The organism is Corynebacterium sp. CCUG 65737 (assembly GCF_024454115.1).
Classification (GTDB): Bacteria; Actinomycetota; Actinomycetes; order Mycobacteriales; family Mycobacteriaceae; genus Corynebacterium; species Corynebacterium genitalium.
Genome location: NZ_JAGPZB010000004.1, coordinates 16,477 through 30,205 on the forward strand (window position 1 = coordinate 16,477; position 13,729 = coordinate 30,205).

The following is a 13,729-nucleotide window of genomic DNA, read 5'->3' on the forward strand; positions in this document are numbered from 1 at the left end:
GGAACCGTGGAAAGCAGGTCGCGGCTATACTTGCCGTGTCAGCGATGGTGTTGAGCGGGTGCAGTGAATCTGAAAAGGACTCCTCCGGCGCTGATGCTCTTGATTCCTTCGGCTACCAGCTGTCGGACCCGCTGGTGACCACGAACGCCGGGTCAAACGTCGGTGATTCCCTGAAGATGCAGCGCTTGTCTGGCCGCGTGTTTCCCGGAGTCTTCGTTCCCGGGCCGTCCGGTCAACGCATCCCGAACACCGACCTGATGGAGACGCAGGTTCTCCCTGGCCCGCAGCGCCAAGTCGTGTACACCCTGTCCGATCAGGCTGTGTTCTCAGACGGTGAGCCGGTGACGTGCGACGACTACACCCTTGCCTACACGGCTGGTGCCAACCCGCAGATTTTCTCCTCCCACATGCCGCAGATGCAGCAGGTGGAAAGTGTTGACTGCAAGCCGGGCGCGAAAGAATTCACGGTCGTGTTCCAGGAAGGCAAGGGTGGACGCTGGCGCGAACTCTTTGGCGCCGGAACGGTGCTGCCGGCGCACGCGATCGCGCGCAAGCTGGGGATGAGCAAAGCCGAACTGACTACCGCGCTGCAAGACATGAATGAAGACGTCCTCGCAAGGACGGCGGATGTGTGGCGCTACGGCTTCACCATGGCTGGGTTCGATCCAGAGCTGCAGGTGTCCTTCGGCCCGTACTCGATTGAGAGCGTGGGCGAGGGCGGTGAGGTCACCTTAGTCCCCAACGAGAACTACTACGGGGACGCACCGGAGATGGACCGCATCGTTGTCTGGCCGCCGTCGAAGGATTCGACAGAGTTGCAGAACGTCGGCGCTCTCATGGTCGCTGACCTCAATGACCACAACCCGGAGTGGTTCCACGCTGAGCCGCTGCCCGATGAGGGGGCGCACGCCGACGACGCGGTGGCCGGTGACAACCCCGACCACACTGAGCCGGCTAACGAGGATCAGTCCGTGGAGGACAGTGACGCTCCGGAAAGCCACCAGGAGCTGCAGACCGTGATCGGGGAGATGACGGACACGCTCGTGTTCGCCGACGCAGGCCCGTGGGCGACCAAGGAGAACCGTCAGGCGTTGTCGAAGTGCATTGATAATAAGGCGGTGGCGGAAGCGTCGTCACGCGTTGCCGGGATTGAAGTTCCCGTCTCGCCTGTGCACGTGCTCAACCACAACGATCCTTTGGCGCGCCGCCTGGGCGACATTGCGAACCGGCACATAGAGCAGAACATCGAGGAAGCGCAATCTGCATCGGGCCTCGAGCTGCGCGTGGGGTACGCGACGCCGAGCCCGCGCATGCAAGCCATGGTGGAAGAGATGCGGAAAGCGTGTGAACCCGCCGGCATCACTGTCACCGACGTGACGGGCCCCGGGAAAACCCGCGCCGACCTGATGAAGCTTGAGCCGGCCTGGAATGACCGCGCTGAATCTGAGCCGATTGACGCGTTCCTTGGTGCCGTGGACCCGATGAGCGAGTATGACACCTCCAACGCTCGCTCCGAAGAGCTGAGCGGCCTGCGCTCGGAAGAAGAGCGCCTCTGGGACGAGGTCCCATCGATTCCGCTGTCGGCGCAGCCGCGGACGTTCATTGTGAACAAGAACATCCAGAACGTCGTGGTCTACACTGGCCCTGTCGGGATTGGCTGGAACATGGACCGCTGGCTGGTCCCCGGTTCGGAATCCTGAACCCCCGCCTAGCCGTATTGAGCCCGCGCAATCCACGTAAGGACGCTGTCGCACCGTGAATACCCCTGCCAACAACCCTGAAGAAGCCCTCGCTAACGAGCACGGCAGTAAGCCGAAGTACCGCAGCGCGCGCGAGGCATTGGCTGACAAGATGCGCTACGTGCAGGACTTTCCCGAAGAGGGAGTGTTGTTCGAGGATTTGACGCCGGTGCTCGCAGACGGCGACGCGCTCCACATCGTCATCGAAGAGATGGCCCAGGCGTCCCAGAACCTCGGTGCCGACATGATTGGCGGTCTGGACGCCCGCGGTTTCCTGCTCGGCTCCGCGGTCGCCTATGAGATGGGGTTGGGTATCTTGGCCATCCGCAAGAAGGGCAAGCTGCCTCCGCCGGTGATCAGTGAGGAGTACTCGCTCGAGTACGGCGAAGCAGCGCTGGAGATTCCGGCGGAGGGCATGAATGTCGAGGGCAAGCGCATTGTGCTTGTCGACGATGTCTTGGCCACTGGTGGCACCCTCGTCGCCGCCCGCCACTTGATTGAGCGTGCTGGCGGCACTGTCGCCGGATGCGTGGTCGTGCTCGAGGTGTCCGGTTTGGGCGGACGTGAGCGCTTGGGCGATGTTCCGCTCGTGGTCATTAACAGCGGTGAGCCGGACGCAGCCTAGAATGTCCGTATGACGTCGACCGACAAGCCCCAACGCCGATCGGGCGCGTCCATGCGCAGCGTTTCCGCCCGCCTCGCGCGGTCGCTGACCGGTGGACGCCCGAAGACTAACCCGGTGCTGGAGCCTCTGTTCGCGATCCACAAGAAGTACCACCCTAAGGCCGACGCCGAGGTTCTCACCCGCGCCTACGACACAGCAGAACGCCTGCATGAGGGCGTGTCGCGCAAATCCGGTGACCCGTACATCACCCACCCGCTGGCAGTGGCCACCATCTGCGCGGAGATCGGTATGGACACCACCACCGTTGTCGCCGCACTGCTGCACGACACGGTGGAGGACACCGACTACTCGCTCGCGGATCTCACGGACGACTTCGGGCCTGAGGTCGCACGGCTTGTCGACGGTGTGACCAAGCTCGACAAAGTCGCCTTCGGCTCCGCCGCTGAGGCAGAGACAGTACGCAAGATGGTCGTGGCCATGGCCCATGACCCGCGCGTGCTGGTGATCAAGGTGGCCGACCGCCTGCACAACATGCGCACGATGCGTTTCCTTCCCCCGGAGAAGCAGCAGAAAAAGGCCCGCGAAACCTTGGAGGTCATCGCTCCGCTGGCGCATCGCCTGGGAATGGCAACGGTCAAGTGGGAGCTCGAAGACCTGGCTTTCGCCATCTTGTACCCGAAGAAGTACGAGGAGATCGTGCGCCTTGTCGCCGAGCGCGCCCCCTCGCGCGACCGGGCCCTGAAGGAGATCACCGCGGAGATTCAGACCGAGCTGAAATCCAACGGTGTCAGGGCCGACGTCATGGGCCGTCCGAAGCACTACTGGTCGATTTACCAGAAGATGGTGGTGCGCGGCCGCGACTTCAACGAGATCTTCGACCTGGTGGGCATCCGGATCTTGGTGGACAACGTCAGCGACTGCTATGCGGCGATCGGCGTGGTCCACTCCATGTACTCGGCGATGCCGGGACGGTTCAAGGACTACATCTCCAACCCGCGCTTTGGCGTGTACCAGTCGCTGCACACCACGGTGATGAACGATTCGGGCCGTCCCCTGGAGATCCAGGTGCGCACGCACGAGATGCACTATAACGCCGAGTTCGGCGTGGCCGCGCACTGGCGCTACAAGGAGACGAAGGGCTCGCACAAGGGCGACCAGGCCGAGCTGGACCAGATGACCTGGATGCGCCAGTTGCTCGACTGGCAGAAAGAAGCGGCCGACCCGAACGAGTTCCTCGACTCTCTACGCTACGACCTGACATCCGCCCAGATCTTCTGCTTCACCCCGAAAGGTGACGTGATCAACCTGCCATCGGGGTCCACTCCGGTAGACTTCGCCTACGCCGTCCATACGGAGGTCGGCCACCGCTGCATCGGCGCGAAGGTCAACGGCAAACTGGTCGCGCTCGAGTCGACACTGAAGTCAGGCGACCGCGTGGAGGTGTTCACCTCTAAGGACCCCAACGCCGGACCGTCGCGCGACTGGCAGGACTTCGTCGTCTCGCCGCGTGCGCGCAACAAGATCCGCCAGTGGTTTGCCAAGGAGCGCCGCGAGGTGCACCTGGAAGCCGGGCGTGACGCGCTCGCCGCTGAGGTGCAGCGCGGCGGTTTGCCGTTACACCGTCTGTTCACGACGGATTCCATGAACAAGGTTGCCGCTCAGCTGCACCACGACAGCATCGATTCGCTCTACGCAGCCATCGGTGCCGGCCAGGTCTCCGCCAAGCACGTTGTGAGCATGCTCGTCGAGATGTTCGGCGACGAGGATGACGCCGTCGATGCGCTCACCGCGCGCACCCCGATGTCAGAAATGACCAAGGCGCCCAGCAGCTCCGACGGGCCCGGCATTCTGGTGCAGGGATCCCCGGATGTCATGGCGAAACTTGCACGTTGCTGTCAGCCAGTGCCGGGGGACGAGATCTTCGGTTTTGTCACCCGCGGCGGGGGAGTCTCGGTGCACCGCTCCGATTGCACGAACGCCGACAAGCTTCGAGCGGAAGAAGCACGGCTTATCGACGTCGCCTGGGACCGCGGATCCCGCCACGGCGGCGTCTCCCTGGCCACGATGCAGTTGGAGGCGCTGGACAAGCAAGGCTTGCTCGCTGAGCTCACCCGTGTGCTCAACGACCAGAAGCTGCCTGTCGTCGCGTTCAACCATCGCTGCGACGACGACCACATCGCCACCGTGCGGTTCACATTCCAGGTCTCAGACACCAAACAGCTGGGCACCCTGATGAACCAGGTGCGCAATATCGAGGGCGTTTTCGACGTCTACCGCGTGACCGCCTAAAGCGCCCCCACCGCAATGAAAAAGACCGCCGGGAAATCCCGGCGGCCGGATGGCCTCATACTAGGCGCCGATCAAGGGTGATGCCCTAGAACTTGATGTCGAAGTTCTTGTCGAGGAACTTGATTAGAGCGCCGACGGCGGTAAGGAGTGCGGTGAACACACCGATCCAAGCCGAGATTTTCTTCGGGTCCCAGTTGCCGTCCTTATCGGAGGAACCCGCCTTCAGGTCCTCGCCGAACTTCTTGAACGAGGAGCCCTCTTCGTTACCTTCGGTGGTGGTGTCGTCGGTGGCCTCAACGGCGGTAGCGGGCTTGTCGCTGCTCGCGGCGAAAGCCGGAGCGGTCATGCCGGAGATGGAAACGGTTGCTGCGGTTGCAGCGGCGAGGAGGCCCTTGCGGATCTTCATGTGGATGCCTTTCAGAAGAAGCTCGTTATGACGGTTGTTACCTTACATATCGCGTATCAGGCGGGCAAGGTGGTTCACAGGGAATTCACCACATTTGGACGGATTCTGCTTTGGAACCGGGCAAATCTGTGTTTGAGCTCGAAAGTTACTGGTAGAGCGGTCCATTCCTTGTCCGGTCGGAGAAAAACCAACTGACATGGCGATTGTCTATGTGCTTGAAGGAATGGTGGATGTTTGCCGTGGGCGAGCTGGGAGCGTCGTAAAGCGAAAAGCAAAAGGAAATCCCCCGCCACTGTGATGATCATCACTGTGCGGGGGATCGCATATGTGGGGTGTTATCCGACCGTTGCGGAGGTGATCCGGACTTCCTCAGCCGGGGTGCCGTCGCCCGGGCTCATCATGCCCATCGCCTCTTCTTCATTCTCCGGCTCCTTCACGCCCTTCTCGGCGATCTTGTCCAGAGTCGCCAGGCCTTCGTCGCTGATGGTGCCGAAGTAGGTGTACGCCGGCGGGAGCGGAGAATCCTGGTAGTTGAGGAAGAACTGGGAACCATTCGAGCCCGGTCCGGAGTTGGCCATCGCGATGGTGCCGCGCTCGTAAAGGGAGGTCATGTTCTCGTTCTCGGCTGGGTCATCGACCGGGTACTCATCGGCGAACTTGAAGCCCGGTCCGCCGGAACCGGTGCCGGACGGGTCACCGCACTGCAGGACATGAATGCCTTCAGTGGTGATGCGGTGGCAGATGGTGTCGTTGTAGTAGCCCTCTTTTGCCAGGTATTCGATCGCGTTGACCGTGCACGGGGAGACGGAACGGTCCAGCGTCATGCCGATCGGGCCGGCAGACGTGTCCAGGGTGATGTCCACCGTGCCCTGGGTGGAGACGTTCTCCTGCTCCGGCAGGCCCTTGAAGAACTCGTCCGTGCCGTCCTCTTCGTAGGTGCAAGAGACTGTCTCTTCCAACGGCTCGGAGCGTTGGCGGGACAGGGCCACCGGGTCCATCTCCTGCTGTTCCTCGGTCTGCTCTTGTTCCTGCTCCTCGGCCGAGATCTCTTCGTCATCACTGCCCCAGGTTGCGGCCAAGTAGATGCCGCCACCGACAAGTGCAATCACCAGCAGCGACAGGGCCGCAATAGTCCAGGGGCGCTGCTGCTCCTTGCGGTCGCGCGCCTTGATCTCGCGGTCGAGCTCTTTCAGAGCATCCTTACCGCGCTGTGCATTGTTGGTCACGTGAACTCCCTTTAAGTAATGGGCCTAGGTGGTCGAATGCATAAAAAGACTAGTCGGTGGGTGCTTCGCGGGGGTGCGATGGGTCGCGAGTCGAGTGTTCAGCGATCGTGGCGGGATTGCGCGCCCTTATTTACTGTGGGGCGCATGGCTAAGGTGACATTCCGCAACGAACCGACCACGACTTCCGGTGAATTGCCCGCAGTGGGCTCCGCAATCCCGTCCTTCGAGCTCGTCGGCGGCGACATGGGCACTGTCCGCGACTCCGACTTCGCTGGCAAGAAACTAGTGCTCAACATCTTCCCGTCCCTGGACACTGGCGTCTGCGCTCAGTCCGTGCGCACGTTTAACAAAGTGGCCGCTGATGTCGACGACACCGTGGTCCTGTGCATTTCCAAGGACCTGCCGTTTGCACAGCAGCGATTCTGCGCGGCTGAGGGGATCGACAACGTTGTTGCCGCCTCCGCATTCCGCTCCACCTTCGGCGAGGACTACGGCGTGGTCATGCAGGGTTCGCCCATCGAGGGGCTGCTCGCGCGCTCCGTCGTGGTGACCGATGCGGACCACAACGTCGTGCACACCGAACTCGTCGGCGAGATCGCGAACGAGCCCGACTACGACGCGGCCAAGGAAGCGCTGGGCAAGTAATGCAGCTTTCTGGTTTCACTGCCGGGCCATTTCAGACCAATACCTACGTCGTGGTCGGCACGGCGGACGGGTCTGACCGGCCGGCGGCGTTTGTTGTGGACCCGGGGCTCGGCACCGTCGATAAGGTGCGCGAACTTTTGGGGCAGTTCGGTGCGCAGCTTGAGTGCGTTGTGCTCACCCACGGCCACATTGATCACACGCGCGAGTGCGCTGAGTTCGACGTGCCTGTCTACATCCACCCTGACGATGAAGTCATGCTCGACCCGAAGTGGGGCGCACCCGGCCAGTTCGCGCAGCTTTTCCGCACCGACGACATGAAGATGCCGGAAGATCTGCGCCACCTTGAGGCTGGCTCCACGATGACGTTTGCTGGGATCGACTTCCGGATCGTTCACGCGCCCGGCCACTCACCGGGGTCATCGATCCTTGTCAATGACGAGGAGAACGTGGCATTGACTGGCGACGTTCTTTTCGCCGGGACGATCGGCCGCACAGATCTACCACTCGGCGACCCGGCTGCAATGAATGAGTCTTTGGCGGGGCCCGTGTGGGACCTCGACGACTCGCTCACCCTTTTACCCGGCCATGGCGCAGCCACCACAATGGACAAGGAACGTCGGACGAACCCGTTTCTCATCGAGGCACGCTCCGCGCGCTAAGATCGACCGACGTGAGCAACACTGGCCAGCCCGAAAAGACCGAGAAGTTTCAGCCGCTGAGCGCCCCGAAGGGCGTGCCGGATTACGTCCCGCCGACGTCCGCCACGTTCCATGCGGTCCGCTCCGAGTTCGTCCGCCAGGCGCAGCTGGCTGGTTACCAGCACATCGAGTTGCCGATTTTTGAGGACACCACGCTCTTCGCGCGCGGTGTCGGCGAGTCCACCGATGTGGTTTCGAAGGAGATGTACACCTTCGCCGACCGCGGTGACCGCTCTGTCACACTGCGCCCGGAGGGCACAGCTGGCGTCATGCGTGCCGTCATCGAGCACAATCTCGACCGCGGCCAGCTGCCGGTCAAGCTCAACTACTACGGCCCGTTCTTCCGCTACGAGCGCCCGCAGGCCGGCCGCTACCGCCAGCTCCAGCAGGTCGGTGTGGAGGCGATCGGTGTTGATGATCCGCTTCTGGACGTCGAAGTGATCGCCCTGGCAGATCGCTGCTACCGCGCAGTGGGCCTGACCGGTTACCGCCTCGAGCTGACCAGCCTGGGGGATAGCACCTGCCGCCCGGCCTATCGCCAGAAACTGCAGGACTTCCTCCTGGACCTTCCGCTGGATGAGGAAACCCGTCACCGCGCGCAGATCAACCCCTTGCGTGTCCTGGACGACAAGCGCCCCGAGGTCCAGGAGATGACCGCGGACGCGCCGCTCATGCTCGACCACTTGAGTGATGAGTGCCGTGCGCATTTCGAGACGGTCAGCGGCTCGCTCGATGACCTCGGCATTGCCTACACCATCAACCCGCGCATGGTCCGCGGCCTGGACTACTACACCAAGACGTGCTTCGAGTTCGTTCACGACGGCCTTGGCGCACAGTCCGGCATCGGTGGCGGCGGGCGTTACGACGGCCTGATGGCCCAAATCGGCGGCCAAGACCTCTCCGGCATCGGCTTCGGCCTCGGCGTCGATCGCACTGTGCTCGCTCTGGAAGCTGAAAGAGTGAAGATCGAGGGCGTTGACCAGCGCGTTATTGCATACGGTGTGGGCATTGGCGAGCAGGCCCAGAAGCGCATGGCATTGCTTATCGATGAGCTCCGCGCCAACGGCATCTCCGCCGACATGTCCTACGGCGGGCGCGGCCTTAAGGGAGCGATGAAGGGAGCAGACCGCTCCGGCGCGGCTGCAGCCCTCGTGCTCGGCGAACGCGAGCTGGAAGCAGGAGAGATCACCGTCAAGAACCTCGAGGACCAAACTCAGAAGACCGTTGCCCTCGACGTTCACGAGATCATCGACGCGATCTTCGTCCCTAACGACACCGACGAGCAATAATTTGCCCCGGTTGACGCGGGGGTAGTGGGGGTGAGTAAGCCCATAGCTGCAGAATGCCTTGGAAGTGAATCGCCGATGTTAAGGTCAACCTAAGGTTTGATGAAAACTAAACCGATGGGTTCGCCGGCTAACAGAGGAGAAGCATATGGCAACGGTGATCTACGACAAGGCCACGAGGATTTATCCGAAGGCGGTCAAACCAAGCGTCGATAAGCTCGATCTTGAAATCGCGGACGGCGAGTTTCTTGTTCTCGTTGGGCCGTCTGGCTCCGGAAAATCCACCGCGCTGCGCATGCTCGCAGGCTTGGAGGAGACGAACGAGGGACGCATTCTGATCGGCGACCGCGATGTCACGAACGAGTCGCCGAAAGACCGCGACATCGCCATGGTCTTCCAGAACTACGCCCTGTACCCGCACATGACCGTGCGCGAGAACATGGGTTTTGCCCTGAAGATCGCGGGCATGGATAAAGGCGATATCGACCGCCGCGTCGAGGAAGCCGCGAAAACGCTCGACCTGACTGAGTACCTCGACCGCAAACCGAAGGCGCTGTCCGGTGGTCAGCGTCAGCGTGTGGCCATGGGGCGCGCCATCGTACGCGAGCCGCAGGTCTTCCTCATGGATGAGCCACTGTCCAACCTGGATGCGAAGCTGCGTGTGCAGACTCGTACCCAGATTGCCAGCCTCCAGCGCCGCATGGGTGTGACCACCATTTACGTCACTCACGACCAGACCGAGGCCTTGACCATGGGCGACCGGATCGCCGTGCTCAACTTCGGTGTGCTGCAGCAGGTGGGCACTCCGCGCGAGCTGTACGAGGAGCCCGTCAACGTCTTCGTCGCCGGCTTCATCGGTTCCCCGGCGATGAACCTGTCCACGTTCAATGTTGAAGGCAATGTGGCGCGACTCGGCGATGCATCCATCCCGCTCGCACCTGAGCACGTTCAGGCTCTCACGCCGGAGGACAACAACCAGATCATCATCGGGTTCCGCCCGGAGGCTCTGACCGTTGTTCCGGAGACCACCGAGCACACTGTGCCCGTTGAGGTCGATTTCATCGAGGAACTCGGCTCCGATTCCTTCATCTACGGTCACCTGGTCGGCGGCGAGTGGCGCGAAGAGGGCGTGGACGATTCCGCAGCCGGCCAGATTGTGGTGCGCGTGGCACCGATGTCCGGGATCAAAGACGGTGACATCATTCACGTCACCGTCAATGAGGGCGGTCTCCACGTGTTCTCTAAGGCCACCGGGAAAAGGATCTAGAACAAGCCGCGCTTTCCGCGCGGGGTGAAGTGACCATGTCAGAGAAAATGAGCATCCAGTCGCCGGCGTATGCCAAGGTGCTGCTTCGCCTGCCATGGTCCACCCCGCTGGAGAACTGGCCTTCTGAGCTGCTCGCTGCGCACCCGCGGGGCATCTCGCGGCATACGGTTCGACTGATTTCTGCCGGGGGAGCGGCTCTGGCCATCAAAGAGATCGGCGAGTCGGTGGCGTACCACGAGTACCGCACGCTGAAAAAGCTCCGTACTCTCGACATTCCGTGTGTGACTCCCGTCGCTGTCGTGGCTAACCGCACCAGCGCGTCGGGGGAAGAGCAACTCACACCGTGCCTGGTCACGGAGCACCTGGAATTCTCGTTGCCGTACCGCGACGTGTTCAGCCGGGCACTGGGTCCAGAGACGGTGAGCAAGCTGATTCGGGCACTTGCGGTGCTGCTCGTTCGCCTTCACCTGCTGAACTTCTATTGGGGCGACGTGTCGTTGTCGAACACCTTGTTCCGCCGCGACGCCGACGAGTTCTCCGCGTACCTCGTTGACGCTGAGACTGGCGAGTTTCACGAGCCGCTCTCGCGCGGACGCAGGCTTTACGACGTCGAGCTCGCCCGGGTCAACATCATCGGCGAACTCATGGACCTTCAAGCAGGTGGATACATCGACGCCGCTGTGGATGTCATCGCCCTCGGCAATGCCGTCGACGCGACCTACCACGAACTGTGGGGCCTCATGACGGAGGAGCTGGTTGTCGAAGGCGATGCCTTCGCCCAAATTGCCGAGCACGTGGAAAAGATTCACGCCCTCGGCTTCGACATCGGTGAGACCGAGATCAGCCATGAGAGTAGGACCGGGGCTGACAACGAGACCGTCGATGTCTACCGAGTGAGCATCGAACCGGCAGTGTTCTCCACCGGCTTCCACCGCCGCAAGCTCAAACAACTCACTGGGTTGGACGTCCAGGACAGGCAAGCGCAGCGATTGCTGGGTGAGATGGAGGTCTACCGGGCGCTCCACCACGACGGTGCTCTGTCCCAAGAGGAAGTCGCGCTCGACTGGTTGGTGAACCGGTACGACCCGATCGTCGCGCTCACGCCGCCCGCATTGCGCGCGAAGCTTGAGCCCGTCCAAGTATTTCACGAAATTCTGGACCACCGCTGGTTCGTCTCCGAAAATGAGTCGCGCTACGTTCCCCTCGACGAGGCAGCCCAATCCTACTTCCGCACCATCCTGCCCGCCCGGCCCGATGAGGCGCGCATTTACACTGCTGAAACCCAAGATCTTGAAACGACGATCGATAATGAATGAGGTGCATTCCATGCAATCGACCACCCGCGTACTGGCGGCTGTTGCCGCCGTCGGGTTGAGCGCGTCGCTGCTCACTGCCTGCGGGCAAAACAACGGCCCGAACGTGTATTACCTGAACTTCAAACCGGAGCAGGCCGAGGCATTCGAGGAGATCGCCGAGGAATACACCGCAGAGACCGGAGTGCCGGTCAAAGTAGTCACCGCCGCCTCCGGTTCCTACATGCAGACGCTCAAGGCCGAGATGGCCAAATCCAACGCGCCGACGCTGTTCCAGATCAACGGCCAAGAAGGATACGGCATCTGGAAGGACTACCTGGCCGACATGTCCGACTTCGAGATTGCCACATCGCTGCAGGATGACGCGCAGCCCATCACTGATCCGGACGGCAAGATCGTGGGCGTTCCCTTCGCGATGGAGGGCTTCGGCATTCTCTACAACGAAGAGATCATAGAAGCCTACTTCGCGCTTCCTGACGCGAAGGTCACCTCGATGGAGGAGCTCAATTCCTTCGACGACTTGAAGGCCGTGGCGGAAGACATGCAGGCGCGCAAAGACGAGCTGGGCATCGAGGGCGTGTTCGCAGCGACCTCGCTCGGAGCCGGTGAAGAGTGGCGGTGGACGAACCACCTTATGAACGGCCCGCTGCACTACGAGATCGAAGACCGCGGTGTCCAAGACTTCTCTGATCTGCGGGAGCTTGAGTTCACTTACGGCGAGAACTACCACAACCTGCTCGACTTGTACCTGGAAAACTCCACGGTCAACCCTAGCTTGGCGCCTGCCCGCGCAGTGTCCGACGCGATGGCGGAATTCGCCACCGGTAAGGCCGCGATGGTCCAAAACGGCAACTGGGCCTGGGGCCAGATTTCCGGGGAGGGCGGCAACACCGTCAAAGAGGACAAGATCAAGTTCATGCCCATGTACATGGGTCTGCCGAACGAGGAAAATGTCGGACTCAACGTGGGCACCGAGAACTTCCTGTCGGTCAACAACAAGGCCAGCGAAGAAGACCAGAAGGCCACGCAAGACTTCCTCGACTGGCTCTTCCTGTCCGAGCGCGGCAAGGAGCTCGTCGTCAACGAGCTGGGCTTCATCGCCCCGTTTGAGAACTACGGCATCGACGACGTTCCAGATGATCCGCTTGCACGCCAAGTGCAGGAAGCGCTTAACGACGACACCGTCGAGGCCCTCCCGTGGGACTTCCAGTATTCACCGAACCAGCAGTTCCGCGACCTGTACGGCCAGAACCTTGCGCAGTACGCCAACGGCAACATGTCGTGGGAGGACCTCGTGCGCAAACTCAAAGAGGACTGGACGTACGAGATGGACAACCAGATCGCCTTGATGGATTAGGCGGACCGGGAGCAACCAAGGGACCACACCATGCAAGAGACACTGAAGAAATATTTCCCCATCTTCGTGCTGCCGACACTGATCGCATTCGGCATCGCGTTCTTCGTGCCGTTCCTCGTCGGTACGGCGCTATCATTCACTGACTTCACCACTATTACCGATGCCACCTGGGTCGGCCTGGACAACTACGCGCGCGTTTTCTCCGAGCGTGAAGGGTTCGTTTCAGCTCTGCTCTTCACCATCCTGGTGGCGGTGGTGTCCATCATCACCGTCAACGTCATCGCATTCGCAATCGCGTGGACGCTGACGCGGAAACTGCGCGGCACCAACTTCTTCCGCACGGTGTTCTTCATGCCGAACCTGATCGGCGGCATCGTGCTCGGTTACACCTGGCAGTCGATGATCAATGCTGTGCTGGCGAATTACGAGACCACGATCGCCGCGGACTGGCGCTTCGGATACGCCGGCCTGATCATGCTGATGAACTGGCAGCTCATCGGGTACATGATGATCATCTACATCGCTGGGCTGCAGAACGTCCCGCCGGAACTCATCGAGGCCGCAGAGATCGACGGTGTGTCCAAATGGGAAGAACTGCGTCACGTGACCATTCCGCTGATGATGCCGTCAATCACCATCTGCTTGTTCCTGACGCTGTCGAACACGTTCAAGGTCTACGACCAGAACTTGGCGCTTACCGACGGCGCACCCGGAGGCGAGACCGAAATGGTCGCCCTCAACATTGTCAAGACCATGTTCAACCGCGTGGGCGCCGAAGGCGTGGGGCAGGCGAAGGCAGTCATCTTCGTCGTCGTAGTCGTCGCCATCGCAATGTTCCAGCTGCGCGCCACCCGCAGCAGGGAAGTGGAGGCTTAAAC

General features: G+C 61.6%; 12 protein-coding genes. 10 read left to right on the forward strand and 2 right to left on the reverse strand.

The genetic code is table 11. From position 1 onward, the window contains the following. Positions 1–44 precede the first annotated feature (44 nt). Genes KBX17_RS04350 through KBX17_RS04360 form a run of 3 tightly spaced genes read left to right on the forward strand, consistent with a single transcriptional unit; the run spans position 45 to position 4,653 of the window. Positions 45–1,700, forward strand: coding sequence for an ABC transporter substrate-binding protein (locus KBX17_RS04350; RefSeq protein ID WP_256018775.1), 1,656 nt, complete (start codon positions 45–47; stop codon positions 1,698–1,700). A 55-nt stretch (positions 1,701–1,755) separates the two neighbouring features. Then, the gene (locus KBX17_RS04355; protein WP_005289928.1) at positions 1,756–2,364 is read left to right on the forward strand and encodes an adenine phosphoribosyltransferase; all 609 of its coding nucleotides are present in this window, start codon (positions 1,756–1,758) and stop codon (positions 2,362–2,364) included. A 9-nt stretch (positions 2,365–2,373) separates the two neighbouring features. Continuing rightward, a complete protein-coding gene (locus KBX17_RS04360; protein WP_255997550.1) occupies positions 2,374–4,653 on the forward strand; it encodes a bifunctional (p)ppGpp synthetase/guanosine-3',5'-bis(diphosphate) 3'-pyrophosphohydrolase in 2,280 nt (759 codons plus the stop codon). A gap of 85 nt (positions 4,654–4,738) precedes the next feature. Here KBX17_RS04360 and KBX17_RS04365 read toward each other — a convergent pair whose 3' ends face one another. Continuing rightward, the gene (locus KBX17_RS04365; protein ID WP_255997551.1) at positions 4,739–5,059 is read right to left on the reverse strand and encodes a hypothetical protein; all 321 of its coding nucleotides are present in this window, start codon (positions 5,057–5,059) and stop codon (positions 4,739–4,741) included. Positions 5,060–5,394: 335 nt separating this feature from the next. Continuing rightward, a complete protein-coding gene (locus KBX17_RS04370) occupies positions 5,395–6,285 on the reverse strand; it encodes a peptidylprolyl isomerase (protein WP_256003581.1) in 891 nt (296 codons plus the stop codon). 144 nt (positions 6,286–6,429) lie between these two features. Here KBX17_RS04370 and tpx point away from each other — a divergent pair, with 144 nt between their 5' ends. The 7 genes from tpx to KBX17_RS04405 all read left to right on the forward strand — a co-directional run bounded on the left by tpx (position 6,430) and on the right by KBX17_RS04405 (position 13,727). Next, on the forward strand, positions 6,430–6,930 hold the full coding sequence (tpx, locus tag KBX17_RS04375; RefSeq protein ID WP_256003582.1) for a thiol peroxidase: 501 nt from the start codon (positions 6,430–6,432) through the stop codon (positions 6,928–6,930). Then, positions 6,930–7,589 (forward strand): MBL fold metallo-hydrolase, encoded by a 660-nt coding sequence (locus tag KBX17_RS04380; RefSeq protein WP_256003588.1) that lies wholly within the window; start codon positions 6,930–6,932, stop codon positions 7,587–7,589. Before tpx ends, KBX17_RS04380 begins: the two co-directional genes overlap by 1 nt. An 11-nt stretch (positions 7,590–7,600) precedes the next feature. Further along, positions 7,601–8,917, forward strand: a complete 1,317-nt coding sequence (hisS, locus tag KBX17_RS04385; protein WP_256003590.1) for a histidine--tRNA ligase — start codon at positions 7,601–7,603, stop codon at positions 8,915–8,917. 145 nt (positions 8,918–9,062) lie between these two features. Then, positions 9,063–10,181 (forward strand): ABC transporter ATP-binding protein, encoded by a 1,119-nt coding sequence (locus KBX17_RS04390; RefSeq protein ID WP_255997558.1) that lies wholly within the window; start codon positions 9,063–9,065, stop codon positions 10,179–10,181. A gap of 35 nt (positions 10,182–10,216) precedes the next feature. Next, the gene (locus KBX17_RS04395; RefSeq protein WP_255997560.1) at positions 10,217–11,497 is read left to right on the forward strand and encodes a DUF4032 domain-containing protein; all 1,281 of its coding nucleotides are present in this window, start codon (positions 10,217–10,219) and stop codon (positions 11,495–11,497) included. Between the two features lie 10 nt (positions 11,498–11,507). Next, positions 11,508–12,851, forward strand: coding sequence for an ABC transporter substrate-binding protein (locus tag KBX17_RS04400; RefSeq protein ID WP_255997562.1), 1,344 nt, complete (start codon positions 11,508–11,510; stop codon positions 12,849–12,851). Between the two features lie 30 nt (positions 12,852–12,881). Further along, the gene (locus KBX17_RS04405; RefSeq protein WP_005289948.1) at positions 12,882–13,727 is read left to right on the forward strand and encodes a carbohydrate ABC transporter permease; all 846 of its coding nucleotides are present in this window, start codon (positions 12,882–12,884) and stop codon (positions 13,725–13,727) included. The last annotated feature ends 2 nt before the right edge of the window (positions 13,728–13,729 follow it).

Bases quoted from the DNA above. Each gene is read 5' to 3' on its own strand.
- KBX17_RS04365 (WP_255997551.1), bottom strand. From the start codon at position 5,059: ATGAAGATCCGCAAGGGCCTCCTCGCCGCTGCAACCGCAGCAACCGTT.
- KBX17_RS04400 (WP_255997562.1), top strand. From the start codon at position 11,508: ATGCAATCGACCACCCGCGTACTGGCGGCTGTTGCCGCCGTCGGGTTG.
- KBX17_RS04405 (WP_005289948.1), top strand. From the start codon at position 12,882: ATGCAAGAGACACTGAAGAAATATTTCCCCATCTTCGTGCTGCCGACA.
- KBX17_RS04350 (WP_256018775.1), top strand. From the start codon at position 45: ATGGTGTTGAGCGGGTGCAGTGAATCTGAAAAGGACTCCTCCGGCGCT.
- KBX17_RS04380 (WP_256003588.1), top strand. From the start codon at position 6,930: ATGCAGCTTTCTGGTTTCACTGCCGGGCCATTTCAGACCAATACCTAC.
- tpx (WP_256003582.1), top strand. From the start codon at position 6,430: ATGGCTAAGGTGACATTCCGCAACGAACCGACCACGACTTCCGGTGAA.
- KBX17_RS04395 (WP_255997560.1), top strand. From the start codon at position 10,217: ATGTCAGAGAAAATGAGCATCCAGTCGCCGGCGTATGCCAAGGTGCTG.
- KBX17_RS04360 (WP_255997550.1), top strand. From the start codon at position 2,374: ATGACGTCGACCGACAAGCCCCAACGCCGATCGGGCGCGTCCATGCGC.
- KBX17_RS04390 (WP_255997558.1), top strand. From the start codon at position 9,063: ATGGCAACGGTGATCTACGACAAGGCCACGAGGATTTATCCGAAGGCG.